This window comes from Mycobacterium pseudokansasii (assembly GCF_900566075.1).
Taxonomy (GTDB): domain Bacteria; phylum Actinomycetota; class Actinomycetes; order Mycobacteriales; family Mycobacteriaceae; genus Mycobacterium; species Mycobacterium pseudokansasii.
This window is the reverse complement of record NZ_UPHU01000001.1, coordinates 3,156,250-3,174,127: the sequence shown is the minus strand read 5'-3', so window position 1 is coordinate 3,174,127 and position 17,878 is coordinate 3,156,250. Positions and strand designations below refer to the sequence as shown.

Genomic DNA, 17,878 nt, shown 5'->3' with positions numbered 1-17,878 from the left:
TTGCATTGCGTTCCCGGCATGTAATCACGACGTTAAAAGTAACCGCCACTGCGTCGTTGATCGGCGGAAAACTCTCAGCTTAGCTATCACTTCGCCAGGACGGATCACGCGGTAACCCCTTCTAGCCATAGTGCTGGAGAAAAGCGAATTATGCGGTCCGATCGCGCTCCACGTGGCACAGATCAAACCGCGAGCAGAGCAAATCCGGCGATATTGTACGTGTGTCAGTCCACGCGATCGGCTGCCATTGCCGATGATAATCGATACGGTAACCTGTATCGCTATTACAGTTCCGCCCAAGCATGTCGGCCAGACAACCGAAACGCCGCAAATATTACATTATTTTCAGACATTCTTGGGGTAACCGGCGCCGTATTGCCTCCTGGGATTTGATCCTGCTGGCAAGGAGTCGATTGCTGGTTCGTCAGCTACAGCATCCCGAGACGGTCCCCGGTGAGTTTCGAGGACGGCTGTGGCTGACGGCACGGCGGTAGCCGGCGATCCGATTGCGGAGGCCCTGCTGACCAAGCGCCTGAGCGCCACACCACCCCGAAACGACTGCTGGCCGACGTCATGCCACTCACAAGAACTCCCAGGAGGCGAGCACGTCGCGCGCGACGCGGCGGGGCTCGGTCGCCGCGGCTACCTTCTGGGCCTGGATAGCGCGCCGGTGGACGTCGACGCCATCGACCTGATGAGTGATCGCCATGACGTGTGCTCCTTACCCCGAAAGGAAGCAGGGTACTCATGACCTGACTGAAAGGTGCCGCATTTGCCTGTCACTGACCTGAGTGAAGGCTGGAAAAATGCTGGGACCGGCCGGTCGGTTGCCGCGCCGCTCAGCCGCCTCCGCAATCATCCAGACCGCCTCTGCAGCACCAAAGGCAGGTGTGATCGCCGCGCAGCCAGGTCTTCGCGGCTAGCCCGCCGCGGGCGGTCGCGCGACGAAGGTGGGACGGAAGCCGTACTGGGGCACAGCCCGTCCGAAGGGATGACCGGCCATGTTGCCGAACGGCATACCGGGCATACCCGCCGCCACCGCCGGCGGAGGCGCAACCATCGGCGTGCCGCCCAATGCCGAACCCAGCGGGTTGTGCAGTGGCGAGGCGGCGGTCCACGCCGGCGGCACCGACAGCTTGCCGACAATCCCCGAGTTGCCCAAAGCGGCCGAGACCGCATTTCCCAAGCCACCGGTGGACGCGAGCGGCCCCGCCGCCAGCGCGTTGCCAGCTCCAGCCGCGGCCACACTCGCATCCTGAGCCGCATCGGCGGCCACTGCGCCGCCCAGCAGGCTGGCCATGAAGGGTCCAAACGTGCTTCCCGGGACGAAGAGCCCGGTCGAACTGATGGTGTTCCAGACATTCGCGTTGGGTCCCCAGACGTTCCACAAGGTCTGCCACCAAGCAGGTCCAGACCCGGTCAGCAGGTCCCAAATCACCTGTAGCCAGGATGTGCTGGTAGGTCCCGAAAGTCCTTGCAATGCACTAGGAACCATGGAAATCAGCCCGGACAGCGTGCTCGGCTGACTGCCGGCGGAGGTGCCGGCGGCCTCGGTGACCGCAGCCGCCTGGGCGGCCAGCCCGCTGGAGTTGGTTGACTGCTGAGGCTCGACGAACGGGCTCAGCTGTGTGGCGGCAGCCGAGGATCCGGCGTAGCCGTACATCGCCATGGCGTCTTGGGCCCACATTTCGCTGTACTGGGCCTCGGTGGCCGCGATGGCAGGGGTGTTCTGGCCGAGGATGTTTGTGGCGATCAGCGCCATCAGCTGGGTACGGTTGGCCGCAATCACCGGCGGAGGGACGGTCGCGGCGAAGGCGGCTTCGTAGGCTCCCGCGGCGGCCTCCGCCTGTATCGCGGTCTGTTCTGCCTGAACAGCGGTAGCGCTCAGCCACGCGACGTAGGGCGCGGCGGCGGCTGCCATCGATGCCGATGCAGGACCGTACCATTCTTCGCCGGTGAGCGCCGCGAGCACCGAGTGATAGGACAGTGCCGTCGCACGTAATTCCGCGGCCAGGCTATTCCAGGCCGCCGCCGCGGCAAGCATCGGGCCTGAGCCGGGTCCCGAATACATGCGAGCGGAATTGATTTCGGGCGGCAGCATGGCAAAGTCCAGGGCGACGGTCATCGCTGGCCTCTTTTCTCATCGGCTGGGATAGTGCTGGCGGCGCCGGTGGCCGCACCTAAGCCGGCGCCGGTACCCGAAGTCGCGGTAGGTGATCGATGGGCCGCCCGCACTGTGACGCCACCGCCAGCTCCGGACGCGGGCACTGAATTGTGTTGTGGTCCGGTCTGATTCGTCGCTTGCAGTATTTGTCCGCTGCAGGGCAATGGGCGGTTGCTCGTTGCGGGTGCGGTGTTCGCTTGGCACGGCCCGGGGGTCGTAGACAGCACAGCTGCACGGGTGATCGCAAACGACATCAAACTTCTCCTGGAGAAAAGACCCACCCCGGATCGAAGTTGCTTTCGCGCGCTCTGCGCCGCGTCTCCACAATGCGGAGCCGCGTAGCGAAGAGAATCGGGCGAACCCGTTTAGATTGCGAAAAGGGCGCCGAGGTCGGATCGGAACGAAATGCTCGTCGGACTCGGATACGGACTATCGCCGGGACTCATCTCGCTCTCACCTCCTCAGGGCCAGGGCACGCGGGGATGCCAGGCAGACTGCACCCGGGGTGAGAGCCCAGTGAACAACTGGGCGCGGCACCCCTCTCGTCAGAGCTTTGGCACCACACGGCGTATCCAGCTAGCCAAAGCCGGAAGCCACTTGGGCTCAACCCTTAAGCCGGGAAGAGCTGTCCTGACCCTGGGCGTCTTTCGACGTTCGAGGTCAGTGGCCTGTATCCGTGCAGACGCCTCACCTAGCGAGGTGCATGCAAGGGCAATCGTGGCACTTGTGGCGATGGGAGTCAACCCAACCCGCCGATAATGGCAATACCCGGTTGGTGGACAAGCGGTAACTATTCGTCGTATCAGGTGGCGGTATGGCAAATCACGCATATTGCGGTGGCCGGTCAAGCCGGCCGCACCGACGTCTGGTCGCAAACCGTCTGTGCGACACAGCATCCCGGAACATCCATGGGTGCGCCGGCGATGTCCTGGCGACAAGGCCGGCGATGACGAGTCGGACCAACCGTCCGGGCCATGATCCGGATCTTGTTGCGGGACACTGGCACAGGAGCCGCGTGGACCCGCCGGCACTGGCGGGTGCGTGCCGGCAAACTTCACCGCGAACATCGCCCTTGTCGTCAGCCCGCGGCCGGGGGCCGGGACATGATGGTCGGCCTGAACCCGTACCGGGGACCGCTGCCGAAGCTGTGTCCGTAAACACCCGGGGCGGGCATTCCCGGCACGCCAGGTGTGCCCGCTGCGGCGTCGGGAACAGTGGCGGTGCTGGTCCAACCGCCGCCGGGGGCGGCGGCACCGGCGTGGTTCACCACCTGGGTGGCAGCCGTCCAGCTCTCCGGCACGGACAATCGGCCGACGAACGCCGCCCGATTGAGCCCGGTCACGACGCTGCTCACACCCGTCGAGGCCGGCGCCGATGCCGGGGCCGACGCCGCCGCCAATGCGGGGAAGTTGAAATGGCCGCCGTCGGGTGGCGAGATAGCCGGCAGTCCGCCGGCCTGCAACGAGTTGAGGTCTGCCATGGCACCCGTGATCGCGGGCGTGATCAGGTCCGGGCTAACGTACCCGGCTGAGGTGAAGCCGTTGACCAGCGAGGAGTTGAGGAAGGTCCCGTAGGGGTTGCCGTCTCTGCCGTCCAGGAAATTCAGGATATCGGCGAGGATGCCGCCCGGCACCGGAGTTGCAGCTGCGGGATTCGCAGCTGCAACTCCGGACAGGGCCGATGCCGGTGACGCGAGTCCTTCGAGCGCGGACGGCACTACCGACATCAATTGCGGCAGCTCCGACTGTGTCAAAGTGCCTGCCGAACTGCCGGCTGCTTGAGCGACGGCCGAAGCCTGGCCGGCCGGCCCTGCTGGGTTGGTGGTCTGCGCCGGCTCGGTAAACGGTGTCAGCGTCGAGGCCGCCGCAGCGCCGGCAGCGTAGCCATACATCGCCGCGGCATCCTGCGCCCACATTTCGCCGTACTCGGCCTCGGTGGCCGCGATCGCGGGAGTGTTCTGGCCGAAGATGTTGGTGGCAACCAGGATCATCAACCGAGCACGGTTAGCCGCGACCATAGTCGGCGGCACCGTCATCGCGAACGCGGCCTCGAATGCACCCGCCGCCGTCGCCGCCTGGGCGGCAGTCTGCTCGGCCTGGACGCCGGTGATGCTCATCCACGACATATACGGGGCAACTGCAGCCGCCATCGATGCCGATGCGGGGCCCAGCCAGCCTTCGCCGGTCAGCTCCGAAATCACCGCGTCGTATGAGTTTGCTGTCGAACGCAGTTCCGCGGCCAGCCCGTCCCAGGCCGCCACAGCAGCCAGCAGCGGCGCCGAACCCGGACCGGAATACATGCGCAGCGAATTGACTTCTGGTGGAAGCGCTCCGAAATCCATCGTCCTCACCTCCCTTATCCGACTAGGGCTTCGGTGGCCGCGTCGGCGGCTTCGGTCGTGGTGTGGCAACCAACGTCCTTCGGCGTGGCGGCCCAGCGCGATTTCTGAACAGCGCCAGCGTGTACGACTGCTCGTTGCCCGTGGGCAGCGAATTGCATTGTGGTCAACGCGGTTACGTCGCCGGCCGCTGTGTGCAGCGAATCCGGTTGTTTCCTAAGCAAATACATTGGACTTCTCCTCTTGGGGATAGTCCAACCCGGCCACGGAGCCTCGCCGCTGTGGTGGTGTCGGGGTGTTACCGAGAGCACGTACGTGTGTTACGTAGCGCGCGCCGGGGTACTCGGCGCCAGCCGATTCAGACGGCGGACACAGCGCCGTGACCAGATCGGGATGAATCGGTCATAACTTTCATGGAGCACGCTATTGATCGGGTCCGTTCGGCCCACCTCCTGTCACGATCGGGGCACATCGGGGTGCCACGGTGGTAGCAATATCCCGGATGAAGTCACCTCGCGAAATTTGCCAGGAGCGCCACCCCGGTCGTCCGAGCTTTCAGCACCACACAGCGTATCCGGCCGCAGCCGCCCCGGAAGCCAGTTGGGCCTAACCCATAGGGGTAGCACCGGGAAAATCTCGAACCCCTTACCGGCGGTGTGGCTCAATGTCTTTTCCCGCGCGGAAACGCAAGCTCACACCGGGTACTCCCGTGCTTCAGTGGTACCGCGAGCATTAGGTCACCGTCGTGGTTCCACGGCGGGTGACTCAGCACCCAGGTCGAGGTTTCCCGCACGGGAATCCGGTTACGACGGCGGCGCGGTGCGCTAGCGTTCAAGTCGTAAGGTTAGCTGTTGCCGGCCAACGAGACAGCGGCTACGTCTCGGCTAAGTCGTCGTCTTCTTCTCCGCCACTGCTGCGCTGAGGCCTTCGGCAAGGTCCTCGCGGGTGAGCTCCTTGAATCGAAGCAGCTGGTCCTGGCTGAAATCCGTCAGATCGCTGTTCAGTACGGCATCCAGATCTGCGTCGTCCAGGCGGAAACTACGGTGATCGCGGGCCTTCTCGACGACATTGCGCACGAAACCTGCGTTGCCGAGCATGTCGATGCCTCGGATCAGATCGCCGTCCTCGGAGTAGGTCTGGTCGTTGTAGAACTTGGTGTACGACGGCAGTAACACCTGGGCTGCCGCGTCGGTGATGACGTCTTCATTCTCCTGACCCATCAACCGGGTCAGCGCGATCAATTCTTGCGGGGTATAGCTGAAGAACTCGATCACGGTCGAAAACCGCCGTCGCAGACCTTGATTCACTTCCAGCATCTTTTCCATCGCCTTGGCATAACCGGCGCCGAAGACCACAAGCTCGTCGCGGTGGTTCTCCATGTAAATCAGCAGGGTGTTAATGATCGCGTTGCCGTAGGGGTCGCCCTGGGAATAGCCACGCTCGTGCAGAGTGTGCATCTCGTCGAAAAAAACCGCACCGCCCAGCGCACCCTCGAGCATTTCTTCGGTGTTCTTCTCGGCATCGGCCATGTACCGGCCCAACAACTTGGTGCGACTGGTCTCCACCACCAGCGGCTTGCGCAATACCGTCAACCCGCAGAGCTGCTTGGTGAATGCCCTTGCCACCGAAGTCTTTCCAGTACCCGGCGGCCCCAGTAGCAAGGTGTGACGCGATGTCACCGGGACGGGAAGCCCCATCTTGGCCCGTGCCAAGTTCACCTTGGTCGTCGCCTTGATGAGTTTGATTTCCTTTTTGGCCTTTTCCATGCCGAGCATCGCATTCAGCTCGGCGTCCCCTTCCGCCAAATACTTCGCGGCCATCTCGGCATGGCGAGCAGCCTCCGTTTGGGCGCGGGTCGGCGCACTATCCGGATCCCACGGATCTTTGCGCGCCTCAATCGTTTCCGGATCGGTCAGTACCAGCCGGAAGTTGGGATTGTCCAGAGCCTCGCGGGCCGGGGTGAACTTGGGGTCGCGCGAATACACCCGGCGCAACAGTTCAACGGCTTCCTCCTCGCGGCCGACATGCCGCAAGCACATGCCCTGCGTGTAGAGCGCAATGTTGGCCGCACCCGGCACCCGGTCCCCTTCGATGGCTTCTTGCGCTCGCCGGAACGCCTCCTCGAAGACGCCCAGTGACGCCAGCGCGGTGGTGGCCATCGCCGCGCCGGCGGCCTTCAGTTCCGGGTGACGCCATGGCGTTGCCTCGGGAAACTGGTTCAGCACGTCGGGCCAGCGTTTGGTGCGGAAGTAGAGCACCCCCCGCACATAGCTGACCAGCTCGGTGTCGAAAGGATGGCGGGGGTCGGTGGCGTCGAGCAGTTCGGCCGCCTCCTGGTAACGCCTGTTCTCGGCGAGGACCGCAGCGTATGCGCATGCCAGCGAATCAACGCTGGTGACGGCCAGCCGCAGAAACAACCCGTCGGAGACCTCGGGACGGAACTGCAGGTCCGTTACGCCGAGACGGCGGGTCTCCCAACCGAATGTCCTGACCGCCGCCCAAGCGCCGGCGAGCACCTCGATGCTCTGGTCGCCGGCGAGGATCCGGGCCAGCCAGGCATCGCACATGCCGGGATCCAGTTTGGTGGCGGTGGTAAACATTTGTGCCGCCACTTGTGGGTTGTGGCTGGGCTGGAGACTATTGACCGAGATTCCAGAGGCGAGCAGACCGGCGACCAGGGCGTTGCGGGCATCTTCAGCGGTTGACTGCGGGCGAGTCATTGCCCTGCGGACGAGCTTGTCGCGTGCTCCTGTACTTGATCCACAGGCAGTTCAAGCTCGTCGTAATCACGCAGTTCGCGACCGGGCACGACCAGTCGGGAACGTTTTCCCGGCACCGGCAGGCTCGCGCGCACGGCCGCCAACTGGCGGCCGGTGAGGCGGTTGAGCCCCGGCGTGAGCTCCTTGGGCAGACGTGAATCGCTGTGATAGCGAACCCACGCCGACATCTGCGGCCGACCGGCCCGCATCGTCAGCCGTACCGTGATCACCGTGGTGCCCACTTCCGGCGTGTCCGGCAACCACAGGTGGTCCAACGTCTCGGAACTGATATCCGACGGCGTCACCCAGAAACTAGTGACGAACCCGTTGAAATACTTGAGACGACGCCAACCCGGCCGGCTCCAGGTTGGCTCCAAATCTGCCAACACCGCGCTGTCGACCTCGGCCAACTCATCAGCGGTCAGTGGCCGCGCCGCACAGGTTTGACCGTCCAGATCCTGAACCAGCCGCTCGGTGGCCGCAACCAACGTCGAGGCCAATGAATCGCGGGAGGCGACCGCGGCCACGTTGCGCTGCGGATCCATCCGCAGCACCAACCAGGTGCGGCGCCGGTTGGCGGCGGGTTTGTCCCCCACCACTCCCCACTCCTCAGGACCCCACTCGTCCAACGAAGCCGACGCTTTGGCGGCCTCGGCGACGCCGCGCACTTCCACCGACACGATGTCGATGCCATCGAGTTGGATGTCGAACTGTCGCAAGTTTTCAGCAACCGCGCCCACCGGCAAGACCGCCGAGTGCGAGGTCCGATGACGGTGTCGGCCCGGCTGGTCGCCCTCACCACCGTCGACCTCGATCACCGTGACCAACTGGCCCTGATATTCACGCACTCCGACGGTGTCACGTCCGAAGTTGCGCTGGTGATCGATGGCCGGTGTACACCCCGCGCCCAGGGCTGTACCCGGATCGGCAGACCAATCCCACACCCAGGTGGCGATACCCGAGGTCACGGTGATCCCGTGATAGGTGACGATCGACAACAGTGTCAGCACCACCGCAAGGCCCACCCCGACCCACCATGCGACGCGGTACTGGCCTTGCCACGAGTCCGGGCAATGGCTGGCGACCACGAGTATGACCACGTCAGCCAAGAACACCGTCGTCAACCGCGGCCACGACAAAGCCAGCCCAAACCTATGCTGAGCCTTCATCGCTGCTTCCGTGATCGTCGCATCAATGTCGCCGTACCGAACACCGCACCGCCTATCAGTAGTGCCCCGGTCAATCCCCCGGCAGCCACCCAAACCGGGACCATATTGCGTTCGGTGGGTGGTTTCGGCAGCGCCAGTGGCGCTGACAGTTGCTTCGGCGGCTGGACCGGCCCTTCTGGCACATCCCAGGTCAGGGCTGCCACCGGGTCCACCACACCGTAGCCGACCTGGTTGTCCACGCCGCGAGCGGGCGGCCTGGCGGTGCGAATCATTCGGTTCTTGACCTGGTAGGCCGACAATTCGGGGTACTTCGCGCGGACCAGGGCCACTACCCCGGACACGATCGCGGCGGAGAAACTGGTGCCAGCCGGAACCAGCAACGTGTTGTCCGGGCCGTCAATCGCGTTGATCAAGCCGTCGTCTCGAGGCGAGAGGCCGACGACGTCGGTCCCCGGTGCGGCAATCGAGACCCATGGCCCGGCGATGCTCATTTGACTCATCGGTTGACCATTGGCATCGACTGCGCCGACCGTCAGGACGTAGTCGCTGAACCACGACGGGGTCACCACCGTGGTGACCGCGTTCCAGTCACGGGGATCGCTGGGCTGCAACGGATCGAAAACCGGGTTCTGTTTGCAATCCTTCTTGCTGCTGTCACCGGCCGCGGCGACGATGACCGCGTTCTTGTCGACCGCCGCGTAGTGGACGGCCGCACCCAACACTCGTTGATCGATCACATTGCGGGCGCTCATGCACGTCACGTCGGAGATGTTGATCACCGAAGCACCCATATTGGCAGCATGCACGATCGCTCGCGCCATGGTCTGGACATTGTCGATCTTTTGCGCCGTCTGCGGATCTTCATCGCCGGTGTACGGGTCCTTGAGACCGAAGGCCTGACTCGATTGGCGGATGGAAATCAATTCGACATCCGGGGCGATTCCACTGAACGCGTCGGGCGGCGGCGCTGGTGAGGGCGGCGGGTCGAGCGGACGCGGACCGCTCGGATTGTCGATGCCGATCACCCGCCGGCCACCGGAGTAGCTCGGTATCGTCACCGTTCCACCGCCGTGGGTGCCGGCCGGGGCCTGACCCGGGGCCACCGGAGGCACCGGGCCCGGCGCCGGGGCGGCGCCCGGGGCCCCCTCCTCAGACGGCGGAGCCGGAACCACGGTGATCGTCTGGGTCTGCGGCGGCACCGGCGACAGCGTCACAGTCTGCGGTGGTGGCGGCTTCTCTGTGGTGGGGATGGTGACGGGCCGGCGCGGAACCGCCGGAGGCGGCGCCGCCCCACTGGCCGGAGCCGCGCCGATCATCGACGCCACGATGGTCCCGTGAGCATCGCAGTCCGACAAGCCGTCACCGCCGGCCATCACGTAGTCGCCGCCGGGAATCAGGTGCGGAAACCTGGGGTGCGGCGTCACTCCGGTGTCGATGACGGCGACTTTCACCCCCTCGCCCCGGCCGAACTGCCATGCCTCGGTGAGGTTCAGCATCTCCATGTACTTGGGTGGCAATCGGAAGTCGGTGCCGGGCAACGTTCCAACTTCGGTGCAGTAGGAGTTCTGCTTCATCGGGGCGACGGGTCCGGGCGGACCATCAGGTGGCAACGCTGCCGGGTCGATCGTCGGTGGCGAAATCGCATGCGCCGGCGGCAAACCAGCTAGCGCACCCGTGGCAAGCAGAATCGCGGCGACGGCCGCTGCTGGGCCACGACCACGCCGCAACCTGTGGTTACCGGTACCGGATCGCTGCATAGACATTCATCAACCACAATGCCAGCGGGAAGATCGGCATCAAGCAGAGGTATTCGATCCATTCCACGAACTTGCGGAACAGCGGGCTGTAGATGGTGTTGGGCACCACGGCCGCAGCTGTCAGACCCGCGGCGGGCAGCAGCACCAGGATCGCCGCGGCGATCGACACCGACAACGGCGAGGCCAACACCAGCGCATACCGGATAACCACCGCGGCGACGACGATCACGCCGGTGGCGGCCAGGGTGGTCGCCTGCCAGCGGTCGACGTACGAGCGTCCGCGCAACAGCAGGAACCCGGCGGTGAATCCGGCAAGTAACAGCGGCAGCCAGCGTTGCCCGGTGTGCGGATTGCACAGCGCGGTCAGACATACCACCATCAGGACGCCGAGCCCCACCAGTAGGCCGCTCAGGAATGACCGGGCGCGTTCGGCTTGCAGCACCACATCGCGTACCGACGCCGGCCCTTCGAGGGTCGCCGGACCACCACCGGACCTCACCACCGTGGTGGGCAGGTCGGGACGGGCCTCGAAGACCCACCGGCTGGTCGCGGACGGAAACACCGGCAACCGTATCCCGGCCAGCCGTCGCGACAGCGCGGGGGCTGCGTGATAGAGCAGGACGCTGGCCAGCACCGTGCTACTGAACAACGTCACCGCGCCGGCTGCGGCGACCATCCGGGCCAGACCCGCAAGCGTCGCCACCACGCTGATGGTGACGATCGCGGTGTAGATCCCAAGCCGGCGACCGGTGAATCGCAGCGCCAACGTGGCGGCTACTGACAGCACCCCGAAACCCAGCACCGCTTGCGGCGACCCGACCGGACCGGGAGGCGCAGCCGCGGCGGCCACTGCCAGTGGAGCAAGACCGCTCATCAGCATGATGTCGGCAACGCGCCGATCCGGGTCGGTCTTGGCGCGCATCAACAGCAGCAGCGACACCGCCAACACGAGTACAGCGACCACTGACGCGAAAATGGTGGTCAACCACGTGTTGTGGTGCCACCTCCACCACCCGAGCACTCCTGATGCCAGGACGACGCCGATGGCCACCATCGACGCCCCAACCTGTACGGCGACAACCGGGTCGATCGAGGCGAATCGCTTGCTGAGATTGGACGCAACCGCTGTGGAGATGTGCTCGATGACTTGCGACCGCTTCTCGGTATCCGGGATGAATCGGATCCACAGCCGGTCGCCGTCATAGACCTCCTGTTCGGTCAACGACTGCGTGGCCCGCAACGGCGAGCCATCGACCAGACACAACGCCCACCTGCCGCGGCCGGTCGCCTCCAGGGGAGGCTCGCCGAGCTCTCGGAGCCTACTGTTCACCACTTTCAACAGTGGTTCGGTCATCACCGAAACCGGGGCGTTGGCATCCAGTAGCACGCCAATCTGGACGCCGACACCGGCCATGATGCCGACGACGACAGATCGGGGCGACGAGACGCCCTCGATTTCGGTCTGTGGCGCATCAGCTACTGCGGTCATCGTCCTGTACCCCCTGCCGTGGCGAACGTAGTAGCCCATGACTTCAGCCGCGCCCGGGGCACCGTCGGTGTGCTCACCGAGGCGTCGCCCCGGCTGAGTTGCGGATCGACCAACTCCGAATTCATTTGCCTCGCCTCGCGACTAAATGGTTGTGGTTGACACTTGCTTTTCAATTTTGCAGCCGCTACCAGAGCAGTATGCCCGGTCCGCATCTGGCTCGCATTCTATGTTTGAAAGCGTTGTAACACTTCGTTTTTCGTAACAGTGTTGTTAAACCCTGCTGTGTGTTTTCCACTCGCCGTACGGCAGCGTATCCAACACGGTCTTCACCCCGACTTGCACCAATTGCGGGGTCGCCGGGCAGATAGCCAGCCACGCCTCCCCGGAACCCGCGGTTCGCGCCTGCTGGTAGAGCGCAATGCGCCCACCCGATCCGTCCTTAAGGGACAGCACCGAGGCGCTCGGACCCTTGGCATCGTCTCGGTACTGCCGTGCATAGACCGCGACCTCGGCCGCAGGATCTGATAAGGCCTGGCCCAGCGCGGCCACCGTGGAGGCGCTGATACCCATTCGCCGCAGATCCCCGCCGGAAAAGACGTTGAAGCCGGATTCCTGCCATGACTTGGTGGCCTCCAGCATCTCCTCCAAAGGCACATTGACCGCATTGATCGCAGCAGGGTCGGCGTGGTGAATCGATTCCAGCCCGTCTATCACCAGTGCGGCGATCGATGCGCTGTCGGTTACCGAGACATCGTCGACGGTGATGTCGTTGCCCACCCGCACAGCGGACACCCAGTGTTGGCCTCGGCGGGCCAGTACCACCCGGAACTCGTTGTCCGGAATGTCGCGCGAACCGGGCGGCTGGTTCTCGTCATCGACTACCCCGTACAGCAGCTTGCCCCGGGAGAGCAGGGCTACGACCTCGAGGTCGGGCGCGGCGAGCACCCTCATTCGGGCGGCCACCTGTTCGTTGACCGTGTCTCCGACGACAATGCCCTGCTCGCGCATGACCGCCATTCCGGGATGCTCATTCAGCCAGTCGTTGTTGTCAGTGGATACGTACGGCCGGCACCGCAGTTCGGGCGCAACGTGCCGGATATCCAGCAGCGCCTGGAGCATCCAGAAGCCGTCGACGTTGACGGTGATGTCGGTGCGCGTGCTCTGTTGATCCATGCCTAACCTCAGGGGTTTTCAGTTGTTGACTGCCGGTCAACTGCAGGACACGGCAGCACACCCGGTAGTTGGTGTGCTGCCGCGCCTGAAGTTCGGTTTTAGGCCCAGCTGGAGCCGACGGCGCTGTCGGTCTGCGCCATGTTGCTGCCGGCGGCCTGGACCTTCTGGCCGTGGGCGTTGGCCTGCTCGTAGATCACCTGGAAGTTGCGACCCAACTGGGTGATGAACTCCTGGCAGGCCACCGAACCGGCGCCGCCCCAGAAGTCGCCGGCAGCCAGCACATCGCGAACGATGGCCTGGTGCTCGGCCTCGAGCGACGCCGCCTGGGCACGAATCGTGGCGCCATGGGCGTCGACATCGCCGAACTGGTAATTGATGGTCATAGTGGTGTTCTCCTAACCAGTGAAAGCGTACGCAGCTGTGGCTTTGGGCGCTAGCTGCTGAGGATCTGCTGGGAGGCCTGCTCTTGCTGCTCGTAGTTGTTGGCGTCACGGATCAGGCCGTCACGCACGCCGTGCAGCATGTTCACAATGTTGCGGAAGGCCTGGTTCATCTGGCCCATGGTGTCCAGCGAGGTGGCCTCGGCCAGGCCGCTCCAGCCCGCGCCGGAGATGTTCTGCGAGGACGCCCACATCCGGCGGGCCTCGTCCTCAACCGTCTGAGCGTGCACCTCGAAGCGGCCCGCCATCGCACGCATCGCGTGCGGGTCGGTCATAAAGCGTGAAGTCACCTGAATTGCTCCTTAATTGCCTAGATCTAGATCATTTGTCGTCTGTTGTTTGCGGGTGCGATGACCGGCCAGCTACGCGTTCACGCAACCGCCGACCGGAGAACTATGGATGATCCCCCCTTTCCAGCCGCCGTCCGCAGGGAGTCACGGCACGGCGACACCGACATCGGGCTCCGACCGCAACATCGGAATCGATGAATGCGGCGTCCCGGTCCACAGACTCGGCCGCGTGACGCGTTCGCACAAAGGTCAACCCGCGAGAGGTCAGCGTCGAACTCACGTCCGTAGCCGCATCCCGCCCCCGGTCCACAGCTGCCAGCGTGGTCAGCCGGCAGCGGCGGCGTTGGCGGCCTCGGTGGCCGCATACGAACCGGAACTGGTCGCCAAGGTGTTAACGAACATCTCGTGAATCGCGGCCGCCTGGGCGCTGACGGCTTGGTACATCTGCGCGTGCGCGGCGAATTGAGCCGCGGTCAACGCCGACACCTCGTCGGCGGCCGCTGGCACGACCCCTGTCGTCGGGGCCGCCGCAGCGGCGTTCTGGGCGCTCATCGTGGTACCAATACCCTGCAGGCTTGACGCCGCAGCGGCCAGAGCTTCCGGCTGTGTGGTCACAAATGACATGCTGTTTTCCTCCCTCGATTGTCCCCGGCACCGCTCTACTGCAAGAGAGTAGATGACCGCGCGGCGCCAGTTTGCTTTCAACGACACCATTTAGCAAGTATTCACATGTTGGCACGGCAAATTCACCTGTGGTAACGACACAGTAACAGCGGGAAGGGCTGTTTGTCGTCCGCTCAGCAAACTCCCGCCCCAACCCTTGGGAAGCCAGGTGTCGACACCGGTCATAACCGGCAGACCAAGGCGTTCCAGGTGCCGCGCGGGTTGGGCGGATCAAACCTGCCGGGCTGATGACGCGTAGTCGTGCAAGCCCAGCGCGCACCGGGGGCCTGCTAGCGCGTTCCGGGTAGGCGATGCGGCGTCGGCGAAACACGGCACAACGTCGCTGTCAGCCGGCGAACGGTGGGCGGGCCATGACGGTGGGCCGGAAGCCGTAGCGCGGCCCGGCGCCCGCCGCAGCTCCGGCACCGGCACCGGCTAGTGGCATGCCACCGAGCAGATTTCCGGCTGCCGTGTCGGGTGCCGCGCTGACAGTGCTGATCGGCAACGGAGCCGCATGGCCAACCGTCGGGCCTATCCCGGCGATCGCGGCCGGCACTGACAGCTTCCCGACAGACGCCGCCTGGCCCATGCTTGCCGCTACCCCACTACCCCCGCCGCCCAGTAGTCCGCCCAATCCCGCTAAGCCGTTCGCGGCGGCGTTGCCGGCGGCCGACGAGGCGGCCGGCGCCAGGCCCTTGCTCAGGGACAGCAAGGTATTCGCCATACCGGTCGAGAAGTAGGGCAGGCCCTCGACGTTATAGGCGGGACCGGCGAAGTTTCTGAACGCGGTAATGAACCACTGTGGGTTCAACGTGCTGTTTCCGCCGATCCCGGTCAAGATCGAGCCGACGATCGAGTTCGGGTTGAAAGCTACCGATCCCAACGTCTCGCTGGTCGGAGTCAGCCCGACAAGAGCTGCGTTCGAGGGCGACGCGAGACTTGCCAGCTGGGTCTGCAAGCCGTTAATCAGATCCGACAACGTTTGCTGCGCCGAGCCGGCCGCAGTGCCGGTCGCTTGCGTGACCGCGCCGGACTGTAATGCCGCGGCGGCTGGGCTGGTCGTCTGCGGAGGGGAAGCGAATGGGGTGATCTTCGTAGCGGTCGCGGACGAGCCCGCATACTGGTACATGGCTGCGGCGTCTTGTGCCCACATTTCACCATATTGGGCCTCGAGCGCCGCGATGGCGTTGGTGTATTGACCGAACACGTTGGCAGCCAGCAGCTGGGCGAGCTCGGCCCGATTGAGCGCGACCAGCTGGGGAAGCACCGTCGCCGCATGGGCGGCCTCGTATGCCGCTGCCGCGGCGGTGGCCTTGTTTGCTGCCAGTTCAGCCTGTGTGGCGGCGTTGCTCATCCAGGCCACATAGGGCGCGATCGCCTCGGCCATCGATGCCGACGCCGGACCAAGCCACTCTTCGGTGGCTAGCCCGGTGATCACGGCTTCGTAGGCTGTGGCGGCTGCGTTCAGCTCGGCTGCCAACCCGTTCCACGCGGAAGCTGCGGCCGTCATCGGCCCCGACCCCGGACCGATGTACATCAGCGTGGAATTGATCTCTGGCGGTAACGCCCCAAAATCCATTTGTTTGACCCTTATCTGCTCGCGACTACGTTCGCCGCCTCGGTGGCCGCATACGAGGCGGCGCTGACACCCAAGGTCTTGACGAACATCTCGTGGATGGCTACCGCCTGCGCGGATGCGATCTGGTACATCTGGGCATGCGCGGCGAACTGTGCCGCGGTCAGCGCTGGCACCTCATCAGCTGCCGCTGGAACGGCCCCGGTTGTGAGGATCGCCGCGGCGGCGTTGTGAGCGTTCAGTGCCGGGCCGACGCCTTGTGGGGTGGCGGCAACAGCCGACAATGCTTGTGGCTGTGTCGTCACAAACGACATCAGTTTCCTCCTCGAATAACCCTGTGCCTCAACGGCTTCAGGGCACCCCATCCCGTGATCACGTTACTTGGCCGTGATGGCTCGGCATGGTTCCGATGCCAACTATTCATTCCTGGACCGCTACTGTTCACTGATTGCTATCGAGCATTAATCTGCAGTTGGTGTTTGCGTCAGCATCTATGCGGTTTGTGGCCTCCATTTGTGTTGCTCGGACTGGCTGAATCGGCATGCTCACGAGTTACCCGGCCGGCAGTGGGCGGGCGAGCACGTTGTGGCGGAAGCCGTATTTGTTGACGTAGCCGGGGGTGCGCCGGCCGGCGCCGGTCAGGGGTATTCCGCGCATTAATCCCGATGTTCCGGCGTTGGTCGCGGTGGCGTCGAGGGCGCTGATGGTTGCGGGTTCGCCGGACAATGGACTTACTTCTGAGGCCGTGATGGCCACCCAGGTCGGTGGGACCGACAACCGGCCGACGGTCCCGGCCTTGCCAAGACCGGCCGCCGGGGCACCCCAGGAACCACCCACGGCTCCCGGCGGCGCCAGCGCTCCACCAAGCGCGGGATTTGGCGCCGGGGCACCCGGTAACAGCCCACCGCCCCACGCGATCAGCGAATTGACCGACCCCAGTGCGAAATATGGGTAATTGGTGACCGAGTTCCAAATATTTGTCGAATTCCCGAACAGGGTGGCGAGCAGTCCCGTGGGTCCGACGACCCAGGGGGGAACCGCCAGTGACGAGGGGGTCAGTGAGAAACCCAGTTGGGTCAGTATCGCGTCGATGCCCGTGATCGGTGTGGATAGCGGCGACGTCAGGCTGCCCGGGAGCGCAGTCATCGACATGGTCGGAAGAACGGTCGGCGCGGAGTTGGCTGCCGATGCCGCCAGGGCCTGCCCGACCGCGGCGGCCTGCCCGGCCGCTGCGTCGGATTGGATGGTGGTCGGGGGCGGCTGGAACGGCGTCAACTGTGAAGCGGTCGCCGAGGAGGCGGCATAGCCATACATCGCGGCGGCGTCTTGGGCCCACATCTCGGCGTAGTGGGCCTCGGTGGCCGCGATAGCCGGCGTGTTCTGTCCGAAAAAGTTGGTTGCGATCAAGGTGAGCAACAACGCCCGGTTGGCCGCGATCACCGCAGGCGGCACCGTCATCGCGAAGGCGGCCTCATAGGCTGTCGCGGCTGCGCGGGCTTGCATGCCCGCTTGCTCGGCCTGCTCGGCGGTGGCGTTCAACCAGGCCACATACGGTGCGGCCGCGGCCAGCATCGATGCGGACGCCGGCCCTACCCACGGTGAGCTGGTCAGTTCGGTGATCACCGAGCCGTAGCCGGCCGCCGCCGTGCTCAATTCTGCGGCCAGCCCGTCCCAGCCCGCCGCGGCAGCCATCATCGGGCCCGATCCCGGGCCGGCATACATTCGTCCCGAATTGATCTCCGGCGGTAACGCCCCGAAGTCCAACAACCCACCCCTCCTTAGCCCCTGCTTGGCCGACCGCGATCGCGGCAGCCGAGCCGGTCGCGGCTACGCTGTCACCCTGATTGCGAACTCGCCACGGGCCAGCAGTGCTTACCCCACCCCTGCCCATACGCCTGCCCATACCGGGGGATGCATTGGCTGCCGATGGTCATCGGTGGCTCGCCCTCGCCGTCCGGTGAGTCAACTCGTTACCGGCAGTCATCGCGCAGCCGACACCGGATCCATCCGCGGCCGTTACGGCCGCCGCTTCCGTCGGTACGGCCTGCAACGGGATGCCC

At 64.8% G+C, this 17,878-nt stretch carries 14 protein-coding genes and 1 riboswitch; all 14 genes read right to left on the bottom strand.

The genetic code is table 11. The features are described from left to right. Nucleotides 1-580 precede the first annotated feature (580 nt). Nucleotides 581-709: a hypothetical protein gene (locus EET10_RS31660; protein WP_276860978.1), complete on the bottom strand. Its 129-nt coding sequence runs from the start codon at nucleotides 707-709 to the stop codon at nucleotides 581-583. Between the two features lie 210 nt (nucleotides 710-919). Continuing rightward, nucleotides 920-2,125 carry a PPE family protein gene (locus tag EET10_RS14365; protein ID WP_167480176.1) on the bottom strand — a complete coding sequence of 402 codons (1,206 nt, stop codon included), beginning with the start codon at nucleotides 2,123-2,125 and terminating at the stop codon, nucleotides 920-922. A gap of 569 nt (nucleotides 2,126-2,694) precedes the next feature. Further along, nucleotides 2,695-2,870, bottom strand: a riboswitch (M-box (ykoK) riboswitch). Between the two features lie 372 nt (nucleotides 2,871-3,242). Further along, on the bottom strand, nucleotides 3,243-4,505 hold the full coding sequence (locus EET10_RS14355; RefSeq protein WP_122502243.1) for a PPE family protein: 1,263 nt from the start codon (nucleotides 4,503-4,505) through the stop codon (nucleotides 3,243-3,245). Between the two features lie 881 nt (nucleotides 4,506-5,386). Next, nucleotides 5,387-7,222, bottom strand: coding sequence for a type VII secretion system ESX-5 AAA family ATPase EccA5 (gene eccA5, locus EET10_RS14350; protein WP_036403119.1), 1,836 nt, complete (start codon nucleotides 7,220-7,222; stop codon nucleotides 5,387-5,389). Then, a complete protein-coding gene (eccE, locus tag EET10_RS14345) occupies nucleotides 7,219-8,430 on the bottom strand; it encodes a type VII secretion protein EccE (RefSeq protein WP_063467848.1) in 1,212 nt (403 codons plus the stop codon). The genes eccA5 and eccE overlap by 4 nt, the downstream gene beginning before the upstream one ends. Continuing rightward, nucleotides 8,427-10,187 (bottom strand): type VII secretion-associated serine protease mycosin, encoded by a 1,761-nt coding sequence (mycP, locus tag EET10_RS14340; protein WP_122502242.1) that lies wholly within the window; start codon nucleotides 10,185-10,187, stop codon nucleotides 8,427-8,429. The genes eccE and mycP overlap by 4 nt, the downstream gene beginning before the upstream one ends. Beyond that, nucleotides 10,165-11,676 (bottom strand): type VII secretion integral membrane protein EccD, encoded by a 1,512-nt coding sequence (eccD, locus tag EET10_RS14335; protein ID WP_063467846.1) that lies wholly within the window; start codon nucleotides 11,674-11,676, stop codon nucleotides 10,165-10,167. The genes mycP and eccD overlap by 23 nt, the downstream gene beginning before the upstream one ends. A gap of 270 nt (nucleotides 11,677-11,946) precedes the next feature. After that, nucleotides 11,947-12,849 carry an ESX secretion-associated protein EspG gene (locus EET10_RS14330; RefSeq protein WP_023363995.1) on the bottom strand — a complete coding sequence of 301 codons (903 nt, stop codon included), beginning with the start codon at nucleotides 12,847-12,849 and terminating at the stop codon, nucleotides 11,947-11,949. A gap of 98 nt (nucleotides 12,850-12,947) precedes the next feature. Further along, the gene (locus EET10_RS14325; protein WP_023363993.1) at nucleotides 12,948-13,232 is read right to left on the bottom strand and encodes a WXG100 family type VII secretion target; all 285 of its coding nucleotides are present in this window, start codon (nucleotides 13,230-13,232) and stop codon (nucleotides 12,948-12,950) included. Between the two features lie 50 nt (nucleotides 13,233-13,282). Further along, on the bottom strand, nucleotides 13,283-13,579 hold the full coding sequence (gene esxW, locus EET10_RS14320; protein ID WP_036403122.1) for a type VII secretion system protein EsxW: 297 nt from the start codon (nucleotides 13,577-13,579) through the stop codon (nucleotides 13,283-13,285). A gap of 324 nt (nucleotides 13,580-13,903) precedes the next feature. Next, nucleotides 13,904-14,203 (bottom strand): PE family protein, encoded by a 300-nt coding sequence (locus tag EET10_RS14315; protein ID WP_023363989.1) that lies wholly within the window; start codon nucleotides 14,201-14,203, stop codon nucleotides 13,904-13,906. A gap of 385 nt (nucleotides 14,204-14,588) precedes the next feature. Continuing rightward, a complete protein-coding gene (locus EET10_RS14310; RefSeq protein WP_036403124.1) occupies nucleotides 14,589-15,821 on the bottom strand; it encodes a PPE family protein in 1,233 nt (410 codons plus the stop codon). Nucleotides 15,822-15,832: 11 nt separating this feature from the next. Further along, nucleotides 15,833-16,132 carry a PE family protein gene (locus tag EET10_RS14305; protein WP_036403125.1) on the bottom strand — a complete coding sequence of 100 codons (300 nt, stop codon included), beginning with the start codon at nucleotides 16,130-16,132 and terminating at the stop codon, nucleotides 15,833-15,835. A 238-nt stretch (nucleotides 16,133-16,370) separates the two neighbouring features. Beyond that, entirely contained in the window at nucleotides 16,371-17,582 is a 1,212-nt protein-coding gene (locus EET10_RS14300) for a PPE family protein (protein WP_122502792.1), read from the bottom strand. Nucleotides 17,583-17,878: the final 296 nt, after the last annotated feature.